Origin of the sequence: Metasolibacillus sp. FSL H7-0170 (assembly GCF_038593115.1) — a bacterium.
Taxonomy (GTDB): Bacteria; Bacillota; Bacilli; order Bacillales_A; family Planococcaceae; genus Metasolibacillus; species Metasolibacillus fluoroglycofenilyticus.
The window spans coordinates 3234337-3256833 of record NZ_CP151964.1 but is presented as its reverse complement, the minus strand read 5'-3'; the positions used below and the strand labels follow the sequence as shown (position 1 = coordinate 3256833).

The window sequence follows — 22497 nt, the reverse complement described above, 5'->3', positions numbered from 1 at the left end:
CTTAATGTTCATGTAAGAAAAAAAGTCCACCAACCTTTATTCCCAGTTGGTGAACTTTTATTTATCTATTACTATTGTGCTGCTGCTTGAATATCGTCAAACGCCCAATGTACTGGTGTCACATCTATGAATAATGGCGATTGAGTGCTTGTTTGTACTTCACGTTCAAACAATTGATTCAATACTTTAACTGCTTGTGCTCTTGTTAAGGCACCTTCAGGGTTAAAGGTTGTATCGCTTGTACCTGTCATAATGCCTAATGCATTCACTTTAGCAATCTGTTCAGTTGCCCAGTGATTTGCTTTAACATCTGTGAATGACAAAGTTGTATTAGACGCTAATTCTTCACCTTGCTGTTCCATCCAGCGTACTACTACTGCTGCCATTTGCGCGCGCGTAATTGTTCCATTTGGATTAAATGTTGTAGCTGTTGTACCTTGGAACAATTCTTTTTCTTTTACATATTCAATGGCATCCTTTGCACCGTGCTTTGTCGTATCTCTGAAGCTTGCTTGTACTTCCGGAATTTCATTATTTGTTAAGTAGCGCGCTAACATACTTGCTATTTGCGCTCGTGTTACAGGTGCATTCGGACGGAATGTTCCATCTGCATAGCCTCGAATATATGGTTTTGAAACAAATTGCTCCTCATTTGGCTGTTCGTCTATTTGTTCTTGTGGCATATATAAAATCGAGAATGTTGAGAACTTCGTTACTTCAAATTGAATGCCGCGCACACCTTCTTTAAATGCTACGATTTGTCCGCGTACTACTTCCTTCGTACCATCACTATGCTCGATATACACCGCTAAATTATCTAGCTGCTCCTGTGTCACATCATTTGGTAATGGCAATGTTAATGTCACAGGACGGTTTTGCATATTTGTTTCAATCGTCATTGGTTGACCAAGCAATGTCACTATTGTGTTACCTGCAAGTTGTTGTACTGCTTGCCCTGTTTTTGCACGTTCTTCTAGCTGTTGTTTTGCGTCGACTGTTTTAACCGGTACTACACGGAAATATAGCTCTTGCTCAAAGGATTGAAGCGAGCTTTGGGGAATCGTAATTTTTGTGTCAGTCGCTACGATTTCTAGCAGCACTTCCCCTTCTTTTAACATTGTTAATACTGCCGGTGGCACAACAACATCTGTTTGCTGGGCGCGATTATCTGTCGGTAAGATAATACGCATTGTATCTGAACGCTGTTCTTGCAATTTTGCCAATGCCTCTGTTGTGCTTTGTGCAGTCAATGTAACACGGTCTTGTATTGTACCATCTGAATTGGTTGTGCGATTAACGATAGTTTTTGCTACATCATGCCCATCTCCAGCCTGAACATCGATCACTAACTGCTCACTTGTTGAATTCGTATTGCTATTATTACCAGTCTCGTTGTTATTATTTGTTGTTCCTCCACCAGTTGACGGTGGTGGCGTTACATTGGGAGTTGTTGGTGCGCTAACACCTTTTACTGTCACTGTAAATGTTTTCGTTCCACTTGTGTTACCTTTTGCAATTGTTGCTTTTAGGATAACTATATTATCCTCCACTGATGGGCGTATCACATTACCATTTGGCTTCACAATTAGCGGCTGGTTAGATGACCAACTGACTGTCGTACCAAACAGTCCACTCGTCAGCAATTGTAAATCTTTTGTAACATGTGCTGAACTATCTCCTGTGGCGTAGCCAACTGCTAACGCAAAAATAGCTTGTGTCACAGCTTGTTCATCTGTCAATGTGTCAGCATTTGGGGTCACTGTATTGGATTCTCCTGAGTTTGCACTATCTCCTATAGCATTTGTTGCTACTACTTTAAAAGTATATTCTGTTCCGTTTGTTAAGCCTGGCACTGTGATTGGACTCAATGAACCATTTGTTTGTAAGGCTGGCTTCTCTATACCATCTACATAAACCTTCACTTTGTAACCTAAAATTGGACTTCCTCCATTATACATAGGAACTCCAAAGCTTACGCTTGCTTTTCCATTCCCAGCAGATGCTATTATACCATACGGTGCAAATGGCACTGTTGTTATTGGGGGTGGAGTTATTGGCATTGATGGTATAACAGGAGGATTAGACCCTGCTGATTCCACACTATCCCCTATGATGTTCGTTGCTACCATTCTAAAAGTATAGGATTGACCATTTGTTAAATTTGGCACTGTCACCATTAATGTATTTGCTATATTTGGCGTAAGATTAGTTGTTGTTGTTTCTAGAGCTGGCTTCTCTATACCATTTTCATAGACCTTTACTTTGTACCCTGTAATGGCACTTCCTCCATCATTTACTGATGGTTGGAACAATATCGTTGCCGTTTCAATTCCTGCTGTTGCAATGAGTATTGTTGGCGGAGATGGCTTTGTCGCTGATATTTGCGGTGTAGAATAAACTACCATCGCTGTATCGATTGTTGTAGCCAATGTAGAATCCCAAGGCTCATTTGCTTTTCCGTTTATATACCAAGTACTATCTAATTTTCCTAATTGATTATTGAATACTCCAAAATCAATAGCTATTGGCGAAGTTGACGATGCGTTAAATCCAATCTTCTCCAATTTATTATTTCCAAATGCCGTATTACCTATCTTTTTAACAGAAGAAGGAATTGTGATATTTGTTAGTGCATTTTGTTGAAAAGCCTCAATCCCTATTTCCTCTAGTTCAGATTCTGGCTCAAAAGTTAAAGAGGTTATTTGATTAACTCCAAAAGCACCATTCCCTATTTTTTTTACTGTAGACGGAATAACTAATGTCTGCAACGCTCTACCAGCAAATGCACCATCATATATTTCTACTACCGTTTTACCATCCAATACAGATGGAATAACCAAATCCTCCGAAGGTAGTTGGCCTGCGTATCCTACAATAATTAATGTATCATCAGGATTTGTTATTATTTCGAATCCATCTGCAGCCTTCGGAGATACTCCCCCCAACTGCGACCAAATAAGTATTGTAATTATAAAAATGCTGCCCCATTTTTTTATCATCTACCATTCTCCTCTCTTTATTATGTCTCGTTCTATCTAGTATAAAAGAATCATGTATTTTTGTAGCGTTAAGATTTCTTAACATTCATCTTAGATTTTTAGAAGAAATCTTGTTTTAATAGGTCGAGCTATCTAGTATAATCCAACTAAAACAGTGTTCAATCAGTGAGAAAATTCAATGCTGAAAGGATTTTCAAGATGAAAAAAATATTGTTGTTATTTGCTATTGTTATTGCTTTACTAGGAATAGCTAGTGTTGTCTATTTATTTACCCAGCCAAATACGGACGGACCTCAAGCGACTAAAGGTGTGATGGACTTGCGACATTATACATTTCGCGATAATGCGCCTATAAAGCTAGACGGGGAGTGGGAATTTATTCCTAATCAATTAGTCGATAGCTCCATGTTTGATACGTATGAAAGCTATGTAGTTGATGTCCCTTCTATTTGGACTAACTATACTGTTGATGGGCAGGAATTACCGTCTTTTGCAAGCGGGACTTTTCGACTTAAAATTTTAATTAGTGATTATGAGGAAATTTTAGGAGTTAAAACAAGCACCATCCGCATGTCGAACACACTCTATATAAATGGGAAACGCATTGGGCAAAGCGGAGAGCCTGCGGAAGATAGCGGCTATATACCACATAACACACCGTACACAGCCTATTTTTCACCTAATCAACAGGAACTCGAATTGCTTTTACATGTAGCCAATTTTGATTATGTACCAGGTGGAGGGATTGTCAGTTCGCTGTTTTTAGGAGGCCAGATGAGCATTATGAAGCTGCGTGAAGCGGCGCTTTTCTATGACCTTGTCACAATGGCAGCATTTTTAACAATGTTTATTTATTTTTTAGGCTCCTACCTTTATTCTAGGCTAGGCATTGAGCAGCTTTATTTTGCCCTCTTTTGCTTTGCTGGTGCACTTTACACCCTTACACATGGTGAAAAGCTTTTATTAACTCTAATCGATATGGGCTATGCTCCATTTCAAAACTTACAAATGATTTCAAGCGTATTTGTAGGGTTCTTTATCTTATTATATTTTTATCGTGCCCTACCTAAATATATGAATCGTCAAATAGTAAGAATCCTAAGTATAATAGGTGTTGCACTTATGCTTATCGCAATGCTACCTGCATCAATCAATTCTTATTTACAAAGCATCAACTCATTATATATATTTGCGAATATCGTTTATATTTTCTATGCGCAAATTATGGCGATTTATAAGCATGCTACGGGGGTTATGTATTTGACGCTAAGCTCAGTAGCGATTTTCCTTTATTTTATCGTAGCGACTTTTAACACACATATCAGCTTAGAATTAAATGCTTTACCACCATTGCTACCGTTTATTTGTTTGACGATGCTCTCTTTATATATTTCCCATCGCTTTGCTGATTCTTACTTAGAAAAAGGTAAGCTGACTGAAGCACTTATACGTGTAGATAAATTAAAGGATGAATTTCTTGCTAAAACCTCTCACGAATTCCGAACACCTTTACATGGGATAATGGCGATTTCACAGTCTATGTTGACGAGTACGAAGAAAGCCTCCTTAACAGTTGAACAAAAGGAGCAAGTGTCACTTATGTTTAATATTTCAGAGCGTCTATCACATTTAGTCAACGATATATTAGACTTCTCTAAACTAAAGGAGAATGAGCTGACATTGCGGATAACGACTGTCGATTTATTTGCTGTTACTCATATGATAGTCGGTGTGTTGTCCTACACACTCAGTAAGGATGTAAAAATTATCAATCGTATTAAGCGTGGACATTTTGTACAAGCAGATGAGGACCGACTTAGACAAATTTTATATAACTTACTTCACAATGCAGTGAAATATACAAATAAAGGGCAAATCGAAATTAGCTGTTACGAGGAGCAATCATTCGTTACGATTCAAGTGAAGGATACAGGATGCGGCATCGCTCCAGAAGATTTAAAGGTAATCTTTAAGTCCTTTCAGCAATTAGAGCATTCTGTTGCTGGTACAGGATTAGGCTTGCATGTAACTAAAGAGCTTGTTGAGCGACAGGGTGGGAAAATTGATGTTGAATCTACTGTTGGAAAAGGCACTAGTTTTTTTGTGACTTTACCAAAGGGACAATCGTCAAGTGAAGAGCTTCCAATGCGCTCTCCACAAATATACGAACAGCCTTTTTTATCATTTCCGCAAATTGTTGAAAAAACAGGTATGAAAAGAATTCTCATTGTGGATGACGATGCTGTCAATCTGAAGGTGCTTCTTGATATTCTTACACAGGAAAACTACTCCATTATAGCGATTGATGATGGACAGCAAGTTTTTAATTATTTAACACAATATCCTGATATTGATTTATTAATTTTAGATATTATGATGCCCAATATTTCTGGCTACGAAATTTGCCAACATATTAGAAAAAACTACACATCAACAGAGCTACCTATTTTAATGCTGACTGCCGCTCTTCGTCCAGAGGATATGGTAGCAGCCTTCCAATCGGGCGCAAATGATTTTTTGCACAAGCCACTCGACATCATCGAGCTAAAGACACGTGTGCGCAATTTAATTTTATTAAAGGATTCTGCTGAAGCAGCAATTACAATGGAATCCGCATTTTTACAAGCACAAATTAAACCACATTTCGTTTACAATGTATTAAATTCAATTTTATCACTTAGCTATTTAGATTTAGAGCAGGCACGTGCTATGATTACAAATTTTGCTATATTTTTACGTAGCAGCTTCTCATTTGAAAATACGAATAGTCTCGTGCCGCTAAAAAAAGAGCTAGACCTTATTCAAGCTTATGTCAATATTCATCAAACGAGATTTCCTGCACAGCTCCAGCTTGATATACAAGTAGATGAAGAGATAACAAGTAGCTTAATCCCACCATTGCTACTACAGCCTTTAGTAGAGAACGCATTAATCCATGGCTTGAAGAAAAAAAAGGAAGACGGTAAGCTATCAATTCATATCGAAAAGCAACAGCAGCAAATTATATTTACAATAAGTGATAACGGTATTGGGATTGAGCAAGAGCAACTAGAGCATATTTTTACAGAGGATGCGATGCGTAGTCAAAGTGTTGCTTTACGCAATATTGCAAAGCGTTTAAAAAAATACGAGCACGCCTCTATTACCATTAACAGTACAGTGAATCAGGGCACTACTGTTATCATTAGATTCCCTATTTTATATAGCTTAAAGGAGTGATTCCTATTGTTAAAGGCTTTAATTGTTGATGATGAAATATTAGCTATAAATTTATTGGAGGCACTTTTGCATGAAGGTCAGCTTGTACAGATTGTCGGGAAATTTTTGAATCCAATAGAAGCGTTGGAGCAAATCCCTATTTTGCAGCCCGATATTTTATTTTTAGATATTGATATGGCAGATATGAATGGGATTGAGCTTGCCAGTACATTTGAATATGCAACACAGCGAATTGATATTGTTTTCGTAACAGCCTATGAGCATTATGCCCTCGAGGCCTTCAATGTTCAAGCAGCAGATTATATTTTAAAGCCGCTTGATAAAAGTAGATTGTTAAAAGCCATTGATAGAATCCAACAGCGTCGAAAAACAAGCAATATAGAGCATTCTACAGAGCCTACAATTATTGGTGCTCTTCATTTCCATATACACTCGGGAAAAGTATCGATTAACAATACGATGCTATCGCTAGCAACAAAGGAATTTCAAATCTTATTCTTTTTAGCCCAGCACGCTGGGCTAACTTTCCCAGCATCCGAGCTCTATCAACTTATTTGGGATGAGGATAGCATCGGTCAAACACAGGCTTTACGAGTGCACATTAGCAATTTGAGAAGGAAGCTAGAAGCGATTCCAGGCCACCATACACAAATTGTAATGGAGCGAGGACAAGGTTACCGTCTTACTTTCCAGTAGAGACGCTATATCGCTTATTATCATGGTAAATTAATTCCTAGCCCTCTTGTAAAAAAAGCCTAAACAATTAAGTGTCCGATGCTGCACCATCTTCCAAAATTATTTAGGCTTTTTTATTTTTAGCATAATATTGATTATTTTTGCATTAAGGCTACAGCGATTCCTGCGCCAACTTTTGCGTTATGCTTCACTAATGCGATATTTGCATCTAATGATTTTCCTTCTGTTAGCTCTTTTACTTTACCTAGTAAAAATGGCGTAACATCCTTACCAGCGATGCCCTTTTCTGTTGCTTCTTTTAATGCACCTGTTATAATGCCGTTAATAAAGCTGGCTTCCATTGAATGTTCGACAGGAATCGGGTTTGCAACGATTGCACCACCGCGTAAACCTAAATCCCATTTCGCGCGCATCATTGCCGCTACTTCCTCAGCAGAATCAGCACGGAAATTTACTGCAAATTCGCTTTCTCTCGTAAAGAATGCTGGTAATACATCTGTTTCGTAGCCGATAACAGGTACACCTTTTGTTTCTAAATATTCTAATGTTAAACCGATATCTAAAATAGATTTTGCGCCTGCACACACAACTGCTACCTTTGTCATTGCAAGCTCCTCTAGGTCCGCTGAAATATCCATTGTCGTTTCAGCACCGCGGTGTACACCACCGATACCTCCTGTTACGAATAACTCAATGCCAGCAAGCTCTGCACAAATCATTGTAGCTGCAACCGTCGTTGCACCTAGTTTTTTCGTTGCGATTAAATAGCCTAAATCACGGCGTGACGCTTTCGCTACACCTTGCGCATTACCGAACATCTCAAGCTCTTCATCGGATAAACCAATTTTAATTTGCCCGTCAATTAAAGCGATTGTTGCAGGTACTGCTCCATTATCACGAATAATTTGCTCCACTTCACGCGCAGTTTGCACGTTTTGAGGATAAGGCATGCCATGAGAAATAATTGTTGATTCTAATGCAACAATCGGTAATCCTTTTTCCTTTGCTTCTAACACTTCTTGTGAATAAGATAAGTATTGTTTCATTTTAAATTCCTCCAATTTTTATATTCATTTTGTTTTACTAGGCGTACTGTTGTATTGGCTTGTAATGTTTTTGCTGCATGATACAGTGCAAATTGCGCCGCTTCGTGTAAAGTATCACCTTGCATCACACCGTGTAAACAAGCACTTACAAAGGCATCACCTGCACCTGTTACATCCTTAATATCATTAATTTTATATGCACTATAATGCTGGATCTTATCCCCTTCTCCAACTAGCACACCTTTTCCACCTAAAGTGAGCACAACATGCTCTGCACCTTTTTCCAGCAATGCCCTTACAGCCTCTTCGTAACTTGCCTCATCCTTTAAAGTCATGTGTAAGTATGTTTCTGCCTCATCTCTATTGCAAATAAAATAAGTCACACCTTGTAAATCATCTGGCATGCGATTCATTTTAGGTGATGAAACAGGAACGATTGCTAGTGGAATATTACGCTCCTTGGCAAGTTGCTGAACATACATTACCGTTTCCTTTGGACAGTTTAAATCAATAATTATAGCTGAAGCATTTATTAATGTTGCCATATGCTTGTCAAGTAGGCTAGGTGTCAGCGCTTCGTAAATAGCCATATTTGCTAAGGCAATAACTAAATCACCGTCTTTATCTAATACCGCTGTATAAGAGCCGGTTTGCTCCTTTTCTAACTTTTCAATGATATCGAGCTCAATAAAAGCACGACTAGCTTGTTCAATCATTTGCGCATCGGCATCATGCCCAAGTGTCGTTAACAATTTCACTTGATTGCCTAAGCGCCCAAGATTTTCTGCAATATTACGTGCTACGCCACCAACGCTTTCGTTTGCTGTTACGGGGTTGGACGTCTCTAGCTGTACTTTATTTGTAATATGCAATTTGCGGTCGACATTTGCTCCACCAATAGCAACAATGGATTGCTTGACCGGCAAAACATATGCCCGACCAATAATTTCGCCTTTTTTTATCAATCCTGAAATAATATTTGCGAGAGCTGGACGTGACATATTTAACACTTCTGCCATTTCCTGCTGCGATAAATAAGGGTTTTCTTGGACTAACTGTAATACAAGTTTCTCCTTGTCATTCATTGCAACTTTCCTCCTCTCAAACTTTTGTTTAAATTATAAACTTTTGTTTATTGAATGTCAAAAAAAAAGAGCTATAAAAGACGAAATTAATTTTTTCAGTCTTACACATAGCTCTTTTTCTTCAATTATTCATGAATCTCACTGCCGTCCTCTAATATTAATGGCTGGATTAATACTTCAACACGGCGATTTTGGGCACGCCCATCTACTGTATCGTTGTTAGCAATCGGCTTGAATTCACCAAAGCCTCTAATACTAAACTGCTCTGAGTCTAGCTCGGGATTGCTGTCGATTACATTTTTCAGGAAATTAACTGCGCGCATGACAGATAGCTCCCAATTGGACTTAAACTCTGCACTGTAATGAGGAACATTGTCTGTATGCCCTGTGACAATAATACTTCGCGGTGTGTCCAACTGTAAAATTTTTGATAGCTCCTGTGCAATTGCTGCATATTCTGGCTTGACATCTGCTTTACCCGGGTCGAAAAGCACGCTATCGCGAATTCGAATGAGCACACCGCCCTCTTCTGTCCTGCTCGTTTCAAACTGCTCTTCTAGTTCATTAATAGCAATGAATTCATCAATTCGCCCTTGAATTTGCTGCAGCTCTTCTTGGTCTCTTAAATACTTTACTGTTTGTTCTGTGATTTCACCACTTATTGCATCTGGATGATCTGGAATAGACGGATTATCCAATACTCCGGCCCCACCATCAAATATTTGACCGAATACTTGCGACATTCTTTCTAGCTTCTCCTGGTCTACTGAACTAGAAGCAAAAAGAACAATAAATAGAGCTAATAACAGTGTTAATATATCAGCGTATGGAACTAACCATGACTCATCAATATGTTCCTCATGCTTTTTATGTTTTTTATGCCTCTTTGCCAAGGCCACCCGCCCCGCTTTCCATGATTTGCTTACGTTCTTCTAAAGGTAAGTAAGAAGCCAGCTTTTGTTCAATTACACGTGGTGCCTCTCCTTCAAGAACAGATAAAATCCCTTCAATCATCATGCGCTTTTGCTTCGCTTCTACAGAGGATTTTCGCTTCAATTTGTTAGCAAATGGATGCCATAATACATAACCTGTGAAAATCCCTAATAATGTCGCAACGAAGGCGGCTGAAATAGCATATCCTAATCCATCTATATCACTTAAATCTCGCAAGGCAGCAATTAAACCTACTACAGCCCCTAATACCCCTAATGTTGGTGCATATGTACCCGCTTGTGAAAAAATTGCGGCTCCACTAGCATGGCGATCCTCCATCGCCTCTACTTCCTCTGATAGTACATCGCGAATATAATCTGCATTTTGTCCATCGATAGCAAGCGTTAAGCCATTTTTTAGAAATGGGTCTTCAATCTCCGCTGCTTTGCTTTCAAGGGCAAGCAACCCTTCTCGACGAGCTAAATCAGCCCATTGAGAAAACATTTTAATGATTTCTATATCACCTGTTAACTTTGTTTCTGTAAATAGCACTTTAAATAGTTTTGGTACTCGCTTTAATTCCTTCATAGGAAAGGCAATTACTACTGCGGATATTGTACCAAAAATAATGATTAAAATGGCAGCTGGATTTGCTAGTGCACCTAAGCTTACCCCTTTTAATATCATACCCGTCAGTAGTGAAACAAATGCCAAAATTATACCTATTAACGAGGAAAGATCCATTATGTATAACCTCCAATAACCCATACTTTTTATTTAATAATTGTATTCTATCATTTAGTATAATCTTATTTGCATTTTTTTTCGATGCATTAATGCATTTTTCTGCAAATTTCGGTATATTTGATTAGATGGTATCAATACATTTGATTTTTATCATATAAATATTGGAGGACATGAGAAAATGAGCACAGTCTTTGAAGAAAATTTATTAAAATATGCTGAACTCGCTGTAAAAATAGGAGTAAATATCCAAAAGGATCAATATCTCTTTATTCAAGCTTCTACAGAGGTAGCGCCATTTGTTCGTTTAATTACAAAAGTAGCTTACGAAAATGGTGCACGTCAAGTATTTGTTGATTTTACAGATGATGAAATCGCACGTTTGCGCTATGAGCTGGCGCCAGAGGATTCCTTTGATTTCTTCCCAGAATGGAAAAAACTTGAACGCGAATCGTTAGCTGAACAAGGGGCCGCATTTATGTCCATTGTTTCGCAAAGCCCAGATTTATTAAAAGGTATTGACACGAAGCGTATTGCGGCAAATCAAAAAGCAGCAGGCATGGCTTTAAATAAATATCGCCAATATGTGCAATCAGACAAAATTAGTTGGACGGTAATTGCCGCAGCTTCTAAAGAGTGGGCTGCTAAAGTATTCCCAGAGCTCTCAGCAGATAAGCAAGTGGACGAGCTATGGGAGGCAATTTTCAAAGCGACTCGTGCTGACTTAGAAAATCCAGTTGAAGCATGGAAGAATCATGATAATACACTACATGCAAAAGTGGATTATTTAAACGCTAAAAAATATGAAAAGCTACACTATACAGCTCCCGGCACAGATTTAACAATTGACTTGCCGAACGGACATTTATGGTGTGGTGCAGGTAGCGTTAACGAGCGTGGTCACGAATTTATGGCAAATATGCCAACGGAAGAAGTATTTACTGTACCGCATAAAACAGGTGTAAATGGTTATGTTTCTAGCACAAAGCCATTAAGCTATGGCGGTAATATTATCGACAACTTTAAATTAACTTTTGAAAATGGTCGAATCGTTGGTGTCGAGGCAGAGCAAGGTGAAGAAATATTAAAGCAATTAGTAGAAACAGATGAGGGCTCGCACTATTTAGGGGAGGTGGCACTTGTTCCACATCAATCCCCAATTTCAGCATCAGGTCTATTATTCTTTAATACTTTATTTGATGAAAATGCCTCAAACCATTTCGCTATCGGCAGCGCCTACGCATTCTGCCTAGAAGGTGGCAAAACAATGTCACAGGAGGATTTATTAGCAAATGGCTTAAACCAGAGCATTACACATGTTGACTTTATGGTTGGCTCAGGTGAAATGAATATCGATGGTATTAATGCTGACGGTGAAAAAGAGCCAATATTCCGCAATGGAAATTGGGCGTTTTAGTCGAAATTGCCTTCAAAATGTTGACATAAGTTCAGCTATTAAATTCGAATAATATGAATTAGCTCTACTTTGATAGCATGCTTTCATGTATAATATTAAATAATGATTGTATGAAGGGAGATATAAAGTAATGTTTATTTTTAATCATCATCATCCACTTGCATCCACGTACTTAACAACAGTACTTGGCTTTACAGTAGTTCTTTTAATTTCTGTATGGTTCTTTATTCATTACTTACGTGTAGGCTTAAATTCAGCTGATTCTACTCGTATTGATAGTAAAAAATAATAAAATGAACTACGGGGCTGTCTCAAAAGACAGCCTCGTTTTGTAAGTGCACTAAAAAAATTGATTTTTACCTACATACTTTAACCTCCGAAAAAAGGCTGCTAAACCTAATATGACTCCTATTTTCAAAGAAGCTCTCCAACCATAGCTTTTTTGCTGAAACATCATCAAAGGCAGGCGATGCACACCTCCTTCCCCCTTTATAAAGATATACAGCCGATAGGTATACCTCAATGAAATTTAACATTTAATATTTCCTATATACAATTAGAGTTGTCCGAAAAGTCCATTTTGTTTTGCCAGCGCATTGAAATCAATGTTTTCATCGCTTCTCTTTTACTGAAGGATAACGTTGCTAAAGTCAATGTTCATCCCATTTTTAAAAGAGGCGTTCTCTGTTTATAGGAATCAACATTTTGTGAAACATCATCGCTACTGACCAAAACGCCGGCTATGCACGGCTTTTTGGTCAGCCCCTATTTAACTTTTTCAACGTGTATTCCACATCTTTCGAAAGGAGGAAATTTCTGTACCTATTGCTTCATCTTCAGCATACAAAACAATTGCTCCTGCGGTATTGTTATTTCTTTCATTGCAAAGAGAATGTTCAAAATGGCTTTTTTAACATGCTCTTCTTTTTGTGTGGATGTCGTCATTTTTGAAGGAAAAGACTGCAATTTTACTATTTGGCATTCTTCCTATTTTGCTTTACAATTTAGTAGTAAAGGAAAGGGGCAACTATATGACTTCATTACAAGATATTTTAAATTTTAATGAATTTTTCGTAGCACATAAACAATATGAGCCTTATATTACGACTAAATATCCTGATAAAAAAATCGTTATCCTTTCTTGCATGGATACACGACTCGTTGAATTGTTGCCAAAGGCGATGAATTTGCGCAATGGCGATGTGAAAATTGTAAAAAGCGCTGGGGCAATCGTCAATCATCCATTTGGCGGTATTATGCGTAGCTTATTAGTAGCTGTTTATGCCCTACAGGCAGATGAAATTTATATTATTGGTCACTATGATTGTGGCATGAGTGCTGTTGACCCAGATCAAGTGCTTGCTAGCATGAAAGAACGTGGTATTAGCCAAGAAACGATTGATATTATTAGCTATTCTGGCGTTGATTTGCGTGAATGGCTACGTGGATTTGGAGATGTAACAACAAGCGTTTTAAAAAGTGTCGACATCGTCCGTTCACATCCTTTAATGCCTAAAGGTATACCTGTTCATGGACTTGTCATCGACCCAAGTACAGGTCGCCTAGACTTAGTACAGGATGGGCACGAATTTCTTTAATAAGAAAGAAAGTGTAATCTACTTTTGAGAAATGTTTAAAGGCTATGTTTTCAGACTTTCAAAGAATGCCTATACTTTAAGAAAAGCACATGTTTAGCCCAGACGCTACTCAAATGCCAAAAGCTTACTTTAAAAAACAAGAGCTGTATGAAAAATGCTTATTTTTCATACAGCTCTTTAGAATCCTCTACCAATAACGCATACATATAGTGGTCTACCCATTGTCCGTTAATAAATAATAGCTTACGTAATAGCCCCTCTTTAACAAACCCCGCCTTCTCTAACACGCGAATAGAAGCTGTATTAGCCGGCGCTACATACGCCTCGACACGATGGACTCCCACTTGCTCAAAGGCAAATCTCACAACTGCTTTTGCAGCCTCTGTCGCAATGCCTTTTCCAGCAAAATGCTGATCCATTGAATAACCAATAAAAGCGCTTGAATAAGGAAGTTGTTTTACTGCATATAAAGAAATGTGCCCAATTAAACGATTTGTTCCTTTTACAAATATCCCAAAAGAAAACTCACGCTTTTCCTCTAACAAATATAAACTTTCTATAATTTTTTTGCGTTGTGTTTCCACTGTATAAAAATTAGGATGATGTAGTGGCTCATATGTTGACCAAAAATATTTATTTTCAGCTAACAATACAGCCAAACTAGGTGCGTCCGCTTCTACTAAAGTTCGTAAATCACATCGTTCACACGCAATAGTAATCACCGTATCACCTTTCTTTTGAAATAAGCTTAAAAAATCTTTTAACATTTTTTATACATCGCTAAAGAAAGCGCCTTCTCCTAAAAATTTTTTCGTAAGTAAAAACAGATTATACTTTACCTCATATTGACAGACTGTAAGGCATCAATTTTATGAGGCTAATATCTAATAGAGCCACCTGAAAAGTCATTTTGAAACGGCTTCTTTGTTCCGAAAGCGAAACGGTAGGTACACAAAATTTTAGCCGATGGGGCTGTCCAAAATGCCGTGCATAGCGGGCATTTTGGACAGTAGCGATGATGTTTCACAAAATGTTGATTCCTATAAAGTGAACCTTCAATCAGTGGGGGCTTTGCCCCCCACTGATTGGTGATAGAGGAACACAAGCTAGAATCTTCGCATCCTGCGAAAACGCTTGTGTGACCAACATCGTGTTGGCCTCATTCTTAGTTTTTACAGGCTGTTTGATCCCCCACTTAAACATCCTGTTTTTATCTGCTGTTTTGAAGTGGGGGTATTACAGCCTGCTTCTGCGGTTACTCGTCGCAAACAAATTTGTTAATACGCGATAAACAGAGAACGCCTCTTTTAAAAATGGGATGAACATTGACTTTAGCAGCGTTATCCTTCAGTAAAAGGGAAGCGATGAAAACATCGATTTCAATGCGCTGGCAAAACAAAATGGACTTTTCGGACAACTCCTTACTTATTTATACTTTCGCCTTTTACTTTTTACAACATTTTTCGGCTTAGTGACAGTTTCTTTTACCTGCTCCTCTGCTACAATTGCCTCTTCCTCAAATTGTTGCGGGATATTGTCCAATTGATTGACTAAATGCAAGCCTCTTCTTTCCGCTTCCTTCTCTATATGAGCTAGCGTTTCCTTTAATACTTGCACACGTGCATATAATTTATCATTTCCAGGTATTAAAACCCAAGGAGCTCGCTTGCTATCAGTTTTAGCGAATATATCATCTGCGGCTGCTGTGTAATCTTTAAATTTTTCTCGATTGCGCCAATCCTCATCTGTTAGCTTCCAAGCTTTATAAGGATCCTCTGCCCGTTCAGTAAAACGTTTTAACTGTTCATCCTCATCGATATGTAGCCAAAACTTAATAACGATATATTCACCGTCCGTTAGGAGCTTCTCGAAGTTATTTATTTCTTCATATGCCCTACTCCACTCGTCTTTTGTAGCAAAGCCTTCTAGGCGCTCAACAAGCACCCGCCCATACCAGGAACGGTCAAATATCGCAATTTGCCCATGCTGTGGTAATTTACGCCAAAAACGATGTAAATAATTATAACGTAGCTCATGTGGCTGAGGAGCAGAAATTGGATGCACGACTAATCCTCGAGGGTCTATACGCTCTGTTAATCGCTTAATTGCGCCACCTTTGCCAGCAGCATCCATTCCTTCAAATACAAAAATTAAGCCGATTTTATTATTAAATAAAAACTGTTGTGCATTGAGCATTTCATATTGCAGCACTTTAAGTTTCTTTTTATACATTTTTTTATCCATGCTTAATGTTAAATCTAAATCGCTTAACTTTTTCAATTTTCCCACTCCTTAATCAGTAAATTATTATTATTCTATCCTATTTAGAACGACAAGCATATAGGTAAGCGGTGGAAGTATTTAAAAAACTATAAAAAATAGTCAGTGTCCAAAGTGCCAACTACTGTATGATATTTTGGACGTCTATCCTGTCTTTTAGTTGTGGGAGCGAAATAAAAGATATATAATTTTTTACGGAAAGGGGAGGGCTATATGGCTCGAACTACATTTTTGTTCAGCTCTACAATTTTAACAATACTTTTTACAATACATACATTTTGGCGTCATTTATTCGGGTTTTCAACATTGGACAGCATCAATCGTTTACCCCTATTATTTTCTCCCGCTAGTTATGTTTATTTATATTGGCTAGCTGTTTTTATAGGATTAATAATATACTCTCTACGCAAACGCCATCAAACTTCTATACAACTGTCATTGCTTCTATTAGCTTATATTTTTCTCATTAGCTTTTTCGTCAGTTGGCATGCGGAGCATCATATTATCGCGCTTTTACTATTAATGATACAGCTTCTTTCGCTCTTTATGCTTTATCGGACATATTCCTTAAAGAGGAAGCCGCGCCAAGGGCGTGTAGCAATCTCATTATTTTTTGGCTGGATGCTATTTTTAACATATGTCTTTTTCTCATATACGATGGTTTATAATAATTGGCATGGCTTAGGGTTAAGTAATGCTTTATGGGCTGTTATTTTATTAACTATCGGGGCTGCAATGGCACTTCATTTTCGTTATCGTTATTTTGATAGGCTACTACCTTCCATATTTATTTGGGGCTATTTAGGTATTGCATGGCATAATGGGTTTGAAGAGCTATTTGTAACAGCTGCGGCGCTATTTTTAAGCGCTGTGCTCGTTGCCTCTCTTATTTTTTCGAAAAGCAAGAATAATTAATGCTGTAAAAAAATCAATTACACCTCGGTATAATTGATTTTTTCAAGCTGTTTAGCCGTCCAGTGACAAAGACTGAATTCCTCTTTATCAGCAGATGTTTGAACACCTGCTGAAATGAGCTTAACAAAGGTATTATCTCGCCAGCTGTAGGGTTTGGAAACTTCTATATCTGTCGCCTTGTTATCGGTATAAAAAACATGTGCTCCTACGGTTACTCGTCGCAAAAAACATTGGTCCTAGATGTTAATTATGTGGTTAGCATAGAGGGAGCTTCTTAATGTTTTCAACAAAACAGCAAAGAGCTGTATGATAAGCGGTTTATTCATACGCTTTTCATACAGCCCCTATTTCTTTAATCTTCTAGCTCTGTTAAAATTATTGGTTTATTCTTTGTCACAATAATAGAATGCTCAATTTGTGCAACAAGTGATTTATCTGGAGTAATAAATGTCCAACCATCACCTGCTTCAACGATATGCTCTGCCTTCGCTGAGATAAAAGGCTCAACAGCAAGCACCATACCCTCTGTCATAATTGTTGAATCCCACGCATCATAGTAATTTAAAATATGGTCAGGTGCTTCGTGCAGTGAACGCCCTAAACCATGTCCTGTTAAATTCATAATGACTGTTAGCCCATTTGCATTGGCCTCACGCTCAACCGCTTTTCCGATTTGATTCAATTTTGAACCTGCTTTTACTTTCGTCATTGCACGTTCAAAAGCAGATTTTGCTACAGTACACAATTTTTCCTTATCGGCATAGCCTTCACCAACAACGAAAGAGATGCCTGTATCTGCAAAATAGCCGTTGTAGGAGCCTGATACATCAATATTGACTAAATCGCCCTCTTGAATTACTTTATCACCAGGGATACCATGTGCAACCTCGTGATTCACACTAATGCAAGTATACCCCGGAAAATCATACTCTCCTTTAGGTCCAGACAGCGCACCTGCCTCCTCAAACATGCGTCCAGCTATTTCATCTAGTTCTTTTGTTGTAACACCTGGCTTCGTAGCAGATTTCATCGCCTCACGGATTTCCGCGACGATACGACCAATCTTTTTAAACGCATCTAATTCTTCTTGAGTAGTTACAATCATCTTAAACGCCCTTCCTTTAAAGAAAATCTTTAATTACTATACCACAAATGTACAAATAAATTGTATAATGGACTTCCATTAACAAAATTATAAATTTTCCGAAAATTACAATAATTAAGCATTTACTCAAACGCATGAGGTGATGCAATGACAAGCTTAGCTATTTATTTAGTATTATTTATCATCCCTATTTTCATTTTAACATCTATCATTGTTAAGTTATTACTTAATAATTTTAAAATGACAGAAACAAGGTTATTAGGTATTGCGTTACTAAGTTTTTGCTTTGTATTATTGGGAGGCTTTTTACGTTATACCTCCTCATTTCAATACGTCCCATTTTATATATCGATAGTAATGGGTTTGGGTATTTTAGTTTTCCTTTCTACTCTTTTGCATTTAATGTATGTATTACTAGTGAAATATTGCCACCTTCAAACAAGTTGGTTAATCGATATTCTTTTTTACATGCCCGTATTATTTCACGTAATTGCCCTTTCTTTAGGCTTTCATTTATCTGCTGATATTTTTTATAAGCAAGGTCTTTGGATTTATCAAAGTATGTATGCGGATAAACGACGTATTAAAGCATTATTAAAAGAAACGCTTTAGGAGGCAACCGTGCTAAGTCGGTATTTTGGTCGTTTTTGGTATTGCTTATTCAAATCAATTATGCCAAGGCGTAAAATTTAAAATAAGCATAAAGCTAATTTTTCATTGTACTGAGGAGAAGCTCGATTTTTGAGACAGCCCTTTCTTCTTTGCTAAAATCATCAATTATAAATGGTTTGATTAGGAGGGTTTTTTATGAATAGGCTTTCCATATATTCAATAATTCTTGCAGTTTTAGGCATGCTATTTTTTATTCTTTCAAGTGTGTCAGTAGGGTGGAATAGAAGTATAGCTACGCCTGGAGGACCACCGCCTCTTACTACTTGGGAGGTAACCTTGTTTTATATATTTTGTGGCGTAGGACTGCTTTGTTTTATCTTGAGCTTTGTAGTGGGGGTTTTAGGCTTCAAAATGAAAACAGGGAGTAGATTATTAAGATATATAGGTCTTCTATTAGTCCCAATTATCCTAATTTGCTCAATATCCTTTGGACTGCTTATTGCTATAGCTCTTGGCTGAAAATTTCATTCATTTTCATCAACTACCAAAGGGAGTTGTCCGAAAAGTCTATTTTATTTTGACACCGCATTGAAATCGATGTTTTCATCGCTTCCCTTTTACTGAAGGATAGCGCAGCTAAAACCAATGTCCATCCCATTTTTAAAAGAGGCGTTTTCTGTTTATCGCGTATTAACAAATTTGTTTGCGACGAGTAACCGCAGAAGCAGGCTGTAAGACCCCCACTTCAAAACAGCAGATAAAAACAGGATGTTTAAGTGGGGGATCAAACAGCCTGTAAAAACTAAGAATGAGGCCAACACGATGTTGGTCACACAAGCGTTTTCGCAGGATGCGAAGATCCTAGCTTGTGTTCCTCTATCACCAATCAGTGGGGGGCAAAGCCCCCACTAATTGAAGGTTCACTTTATATGAATCAACATTTTGTGAAACATCATCGCTACTGTCCAAAATGCCCGCTATGCACGGCTTTTTGGACAGCCTCCCTAACTCTATATCAAATATTCGCTAAAATGCTTGTACCTATCGCTTCGCTTTCGGTACAAAGTGGTCGTCTCAAAATGATTTTTCAGATAACCTCTTGATATTTTACTTTATGCTACCTTTAATAATCTTGGCGCAGTTGAAAACAATAAAGAGCCTACAATTATTGTTAAAATAGCAGACGGAATCATATGTGTTGCATTATAAATAATTGAGTAAATCCATGGGTTTTGGTCTCCTGCATATTGAGAGAAGAACACAACACCTGATAACACATGCGTAATAAACGAAAGAGTAGCACCGAGCAAAACGCCTATCGTCATATATTGTGTAATCGCTTTTTTATTTTTTTCATGAAGCGCATTTAATAGTGGCTTGCGCATTACTGCTGCCAAACCAACTACCGTTGAGGCTAGCCCAAAATCTAAAACGGCCTGAAACCAATGCAAAATATAGCCGCCCATCATCGCACTGATTATACCCTCAAGAAATCCTGTTGCCATACCAGCAAGTACACCATGTCTAAACGCTACTAATACAATTGGTAGCATGCCAAAGCTTATTGAGCCGCCCTGTGGAAGACTAAATGCCAGCTTGCCTAAAATAAAGCTAAGTCCTGCCATAATCGCGATTTCCATTAAAATTACTAAATTTTTATTGTTCATAACAAGTCTCCTTTCTTTTGTTCATTGGAACCAAGAGGAAGAATAGAAAACAAAAAAGCAATGTTAGGACAGAGCCTAACATCGCTTAGAAGTCGGTTTCTATCCACATCCCTACGCAAGCTTTAACTTACAGGTTCAAAGAGTCAGTACAACGAGTGTACAATCTCAGCCGACTTAATCGGCTCCCCTTGTGGTCATATGATGATTTATTTGTTAGAACAGTTTCATTGTACTGAATATCGCTTTGTATTTCAATACGTTTTAGTGGATTACTGAAAGTAGTTAACTAATGCATATCTAGTTATTCAGCTACTGGCTTTTTCAATAAGCCAACAATAAGCGCTGTGACAATGGAACCTACTATTACTGCTAGCAAGTATAGGATTGGGTTTCCTTCAACAACAGGGAAAACGAATACACCACCATGTGGCGCAGGAAGTCCAATACCAAATATCATCGTTAATGCCCCTGCTACTGCTGCACCTATAATTGAAGCTGGAATCACTCGGACTGGGTCTGCTGCTGCAAATGGAATTGCGCCCTCTGTAATGAAAGATGCGCCCATAATATAGCATGTTTTCCCTGCATCTCTTTCCCTTTTGGAAAATTTGCGTTTGAAAAATGTTGTCGCAAGTGCTAAACCTAATGGTGGCACCATACCCCCTGCCATTACTGCTGCATGTGGTGCAAAATTTCCCGCATCAATCATAGCGATACCGAATGTAAAGGCCGCTTTATTAATCGGTCCACCCATATCAACTGCCATCATACCACCGAGCAATAAACCAAGCATAACTAAGTTTCCTGTCCCGAGGCTAGATAACCACGATGTAATTGCCTCATTTACCCCTTTTACAGGCTCAATTATAATGTACATCATAATAAGTCCTGTAAATAAAATGCCAAATAGAGGATAAAGCAGTACAGGCTTAATTCCTTCTAGTGACGTAGGCAATTTATCAAATACTTTTTTCAGACCAAGCACTAAATAACCCGCTAAAAACCCTGCAATCAAACCACCTAAAAAACCTGCCCCACCTGTTGCTGCCATGAAGCCACCAACCATCCCCGGTGCAAAGCCTGGTCGGTCTGCAATACTCATCGCGATAAATGCCGCTAATACTGGAATCATTAAACCAAATGCATTACCACCACCGATTGTGTTCAATGCTTCGGCAATTGGATGATAAGAAGGATCTGTCGGGTCAAATGCTTTAATTCCAAACATAAACGATATTGCGATTAAAATACCGCCACCAACAACAAACGGAAGCATATTTGATACACCATTCATTAAGTGCTTGTAAAAGCCTGAGCGCTTCTCCTTTTCTGTTCCTTCCTGTTTTCCTGTTGCTGTATGAATAGGTGCATCTTGCTCTAACGCACGCTCAATTAACTGCTGCGTTTTTCGAATGCCATCTGCTACTGGCACTTGAATCACATGCTTCCCAGCAAAGCGTGCCATCTCAACCTGTTTATCTGCCGCTACAATAATAGTCGTCGCTTCCGCAATCTCCTCTGCCGTTAGCGCATTTTTCACACCTGTTGAGCCATTCGTTTCAACTTTAATATCCACACCCATTTCAGCAGCCTTTGTTTTAAGTGCATCAGCAGCCATATACGTATGAGCAATACCTGTTGGGCACGCAGTTACAGCTAAAATTTTTGCCCCGGGTGAAGCTACTGACTTTGCTGACACTATTGGTTGTTCTTCATCCTCATGATCCTGACTATCAATAAGTGCTAAAATTTCATCCTCTGATTGTGCCTTCAATAACTGCTCACGGAATGCCGCATCCATTAATAACATCGATAAGCGCGATAATGTTTCTAAATGCGTATTGTTCGCCCCCTCTGAGGCAGCTATCATAAAAAACAAATGACTTGGCTGACCGTCTAATGCCTCAAAATCAACACCCGCCTGTGAGCGTCCAAAAGCGAGTGCTGGCGTGCGCACTGCGTTTGTTTTAGCATGTGGTATCGCCACCCCTTCCCCGATACCTGTCGTACTTTGTGCTTCGCGTGTTAAAATAGCTTCTTTAAAGGCTTTAGCATCTACTAATCTATTAGCCACATCTAATTTCGATACTAGCTCATCAATCACCGCCTCTTTAGATGTTGAAGCTAAATTTAAAATCATCGTATCTTTTTTCAACAGCTCAGTAATCCTCATCCTTCTCT

18 protein-coding genes and 1 riboswitch are annotated in these 22497 nt (G+C 38.3%); of the genes, 7 read left to right on the top strand and 11 right to left on the bottom strand.

The genetic code is table 11. The annotated features are described in order from the left end of the window. Positions 1 to 71 precede the first annotated feature (71 nt). Positions 72 to 2999 carry an S-layer homology domain-containing protein gene (locus MHH70_RS15165; RefSeq protein WP_342471879.1) on the bottom strand — a complete coding sequence of 976 codons (2928 nt, stop codon included), beginning with the start codon at positions 2997 to 2999 and terminating at the stop codon, positions 72 to 74. Between the two features lie 198 nt (positions 3000 to 3197). On the opposite strand from MHH70_RS15165, the gene MHH70_RS15160 reads away from it, so the two are divergent. Both MHH70_RS15160 and MHH70_RS15155 read left to right on the top strand, forming a co-directional pair. After that, complete coding sequence (locus MHH70_RS15160; RefSeq protein ID WP_342471878.1) at positions 3198 to 6218, top strand: ATP-binding protein; 3021 nt, start codon at positions 3198 to 3200, stop codon at positions 6216 to 6218. 6 nt (positions 6219 to 6224) lie between these two features. Next, positions 6225 to 6914, top strand: a complete 690-nt coding sequence (locus tag MHH70_RS15155) for a response regulator transcription factor (protein WP_066164796.1) — start codon at positions 6225 to 6227, stop codon at positions 6912 to 6914. Positions 6915 to 7048: 134 nt separating this feature from the next. Here MHH70_RS15155 and MHH70_RS15150 read toward each other — a convergent pair whose 3' ends face one another. The 4 genes from MHH70_RS15150 to motA all read right to left on the bottom strand — a co-directional run bounded on the left by MHH70_RS15150 (position 7049) and on the right by motA (position 10722). Continuing rightward, on the bottom strand, positions 7049 to 7960 hold the full coding sequence (locus MHH70_RS15150; protein ID WP_066164793.1) for a pseudouridine-5'-phosphate glycosidase: 912 nt from the start codon (positions 7958 to 7960) through the stop codon (positions 7049 to 7051). Beyond that, complete coding sequence (locus tag MHH70_RS15145; protein WP_066164789.1) at positions 7957 to 9045, bottom strand: carbohydrate kinase; 1089 nt, start codon at positions 9043 to 9045, stop codon at positions 7957 to 7959. The genes MHH70_RS15150 and MHH70_RS15145 overlap by 4 nt, the downstream gene beginning before the upstream one ends. Before the next feature lie 125 nt (positions 9046 to 9170). Then, positions 9171 to 9938, bottom strand: coding sequence for a flagellar motor protein MotB (motB, locus tag MHH70_RS15140; protein WP_066164786.1), 768 nt, complete (start codon positions 9936 to 9938; stop codon positions 9171 to 9173). Then, positions 9922 to 10722: a flagellar motor stator protein MotA gene (gene motA / locus MHH70_RS15135; protein WP_066164783.1), complete on the bottom strand. Its 801-nt coding sequence runs from the start codon at positions 10720 to 10722 to the stop codon at positions 9922 to 9924. Before motA ends, motB begins: the two co-directional genes overlap by 17 nt. Before the next feature lie 181 nt (positions 10723 to 10903). On the opposite strand from motA, the gene MHH70_RS15130 reads away from it, so the two are divergent. From MHH70_RS15130 to MHH70_RS15120, 3 genes are all read left to right on the top strand, one after another. Next, positions 10904 to 12139, top strand: a complete 1236-nt coding sequence (locus MHH70_RS15130; RefSeq protein WP_066164781.1) for an aminopeptidase — start codon at positions 10904 to 10906, stop codon at positions 12137 to 12139. A gap of 130 nt (positions 12140 to 12269) precedes the next feature. Beyond that, positions 12270 to 12428: a hypothetical protein gene (locus MHH70_RS15125; protein WP_201261965.1), complete on the top strand. Its 159-nt coding sequence runs from the start codon at positions 12270 to 12272 to the stop codon at positions 12426 to 12428. 742 nt (positions 12429 to 13170) lie between these two features. Continuing rightward, positions 13171 to 13737, top strand: coding sequence for a carbonic anhydrase (locus tag MHH70_RS15120; protein ID WP_066164779.1), 567 nt, complete (start codon positions 13171 to 13173; stop codon positions 13735 to 13737). A 158-nt stretch (positions 13738 to 13895) separates the two neighbouring features. Here MHH70_RS15120 and MHH70_RS15115 read toward each other — a convergent pair whose 3' ends face one another. Both MHH70_RS15115 and MHH70_RS15110 read right to left on the bottom strand, forming a co-directional pair. Continuing rightward, positions 13896 to 14504: a GNAT family protein gene (locus MHH70_RS15115; protein ID WP_342471877.1), complete on the bottom strand. Its 609-nt coding sequence runs from the start codon at positions 14502 to 14504 to the stop codon at positions 13896 to 13898. Positions 14505 to 15162: 658 nt separating this feature from the next. Further along, positions 15163 to 15981 carry a polyphosphate kinase gene (locus MHH70_RS15110; RefSeq protein ID WP_066164969.1) on the bottom strand — a complete coding sequence of 273 codons (819 nt, stop codon included), beginning with the start codon at positions 15979 to 15981 and terminating at the stop codon, positions 15163 to 15165. 249 nt (positions 15982 to 16230) lie between these two features. Between MHH70_RS15110 and MHH70_RS15105 the strand changes: the two genes are divergently transcribed. After that, positions 16231 to 16932 (top strand): hypothetical protein, encoded by a 702-nt coding sequence (locus MHH70_RS15105; protein WP_342471876.1) that lies wholly within the window; start codon positions 16231 to 16233, stop codon positions 16930 to 16932. Positions 16933 to 16949: 17 nt separating this feature from the next. Here the strand turns inward: MHH70_RS15105 and MHH70_RS15100 are convergent, their stop codons facing one another. Together MHH70_RS15100 and map are read right to left on the bottom strand one after the other, a co-directional pair. Further along, positions 16950 to 17156: a hypothetical protein gene (locus MHH70_RS15100; RefSeq protein WP_107943638.1), complete on the bottom strand. Its 207-nt coding sequence runs from the start codon at positions 17154 to 17156 to the stop codon at positions 16950 to 16952. A gap of 128 nt (positions 17157 to 17284) precedes the next feature. Further along, the gene (gene map / locus MHH70_RS15095) at positions 17285 to 18037 is read right to left on the bottom strand and encodes a type I methionyl aminopeptidase (RefSeq protein WP_066164776.1); all 753 of its coding nucleotides are present in this window, start codon (positions 18035 to 18037) and stop codon (positions 17285 to 17287) included. Between the two features lie 147 nt (positions 18038 to 18184). On the opposite strand from map, the gene MHH70_RS15090 reads away from it, so the two are divergent. Further along, complete coding sequence (locus MHH70_RS15090) at positions 18185 to 18649, top strand: hypothetical protein (RefSeq protein WP_342471875.1); 465 nt, start codon at positions 18185 to 18187, stop codon at positions 18647 to 18649. Between the two features lie 1112 nt (positions 18650 to 19761). Here the strand turns inward: MHH70_RS15090 and thiT are convergent. Beyond that, on the bottom strand, positions 19762 to 20316 hold the full coding sequence (thiT, locus tag MHH70_RS15085; protein WP_342471874.1) for an energy-coupled thiamine transporter ThiT: 555 nt from the start codon (positions 20314 to 20316) through the stop codon (positions 19762 to 19764). Between the two features lie 91 nt (positions 20317 to 20407). Next, positions 20408 to 20515, bottom strand: a riboswitch (TPP riboswitch). Between the two features lie 102 nt (positions 20516 to 20617). Next, positions 20618 to 22489, bottom strand: coding sequence for a fructose-specific PTS transporter subunit EIIC (locus MHH70_RS15080; protein WP_342471873.1), 1872 nt, complete (start codon positions 22487 to 22489; stop codon positions 20618 to 20620). Positions 22490 to 22497 lie beyond the last annotated feature (8 nt).

Bases quoted from the DNA above. Each gene is read 5' to 3' on its own strand.
- MHH70_RS15145 (WP_066164789.1), bottom strand. From the start codon at position 9,045: ATGAATGACAAGGAGAAACTTGTATTACAGTTAGTCCAAGAAAACCCT.
- MHH70_RS15165 (WP_342471879.1), bottom strand. From the start codon at position 2,999: ATGATAAAAAAATGGGGCAGCATTTTTATAATTACAATACTTATTTGG.
- MHH70_RS15115 (WP_342471877.1), bottom strand. From the start codon at position 14,504: ATGTTAAAAGATTTTTTAAGCTTATTTCAAAAGAAAGGTGATACGGTG.
- map (WP_066164776.1), bottom strand. From the start codon at position 18,037: ATGATTGTAACTACTCAAGAAGAATTAGATGCGTTTAAAAAGATTGGT.
- MHH70_RS15080 (WP_342471873.1), bottom strand. From the start codon at position 22,489: ATGAGGATTACTGAGCTGTTGAAAAAAGATACGATGATTTTAAATTTA.
- MHH70_RS15160 (WP_342471878.1), top strand. From the start codon at position 3,198: ATGAAAAAAATATTGTTGTTATTTGCTATTGTTATTGCTTTACTAGGA.
- thiT (WP_342471874.1), bottom strand. From the start codon at position 20,316: ATGAACAATAAAAATTTAGTAATTTTAATGGAAATCGCGATTATGGCA.
- MHH70_RS15120 (WP_066164779.1), top strand. From the start codon at position 13,171: ATGACTTCATTACAAGATATTTTAAATTTTAATGAATTTTTCGTAGCA.
- MHH70_RS15110 (WP_066164969.1), bottom strand. From the start codon at position 15,981: ATGGATAAAAAAATGTATAAAAAGAAACTTAAAGTGCTGCAATATGAA.
- MHH70_RS15125 (WP_201261965.1), top strand. From the start codon at position 12,270: ATGTTTATTTTTAATCATCATCATCCACTTGCATCCACGTACTTAACA.
- MHH70_RS15150 (WP_066164793.1), bottom strand. From the start codon at position 7,960: ATGAAACAATACTTATCTTATTCACAAGAAGTGTTAGAAGCAAAGGAA.
- MHH70_RS15105 (WP_342471876.1), top strand. From the start codon at position 16,231: ATGGCTCGAACTACATTTTTGTTCAGCTCTACAATTTTAACAATACTT.
- motA (WP_066164783.1), bottom strand. From the start codon at position 10,722: ATGGATCTTTCCTCGTTAATAGGTATAATTTTGGCATTTGTTTCACTA.
- MHH70_RS15130 (WP_066164781.1), top strand. From the start codon at position 10,904: ATGAGCACAGTCTTTGAAGAAAATTTATTAAAATATGCTGAACTCGCT.
- MHH70_RS15090 (WP_342471875.1), top strand. From the start codon at position 18,185: ATGACAAGCTTAGCTATTTATTTAGTATTATTTATCATCCCTATTTTC.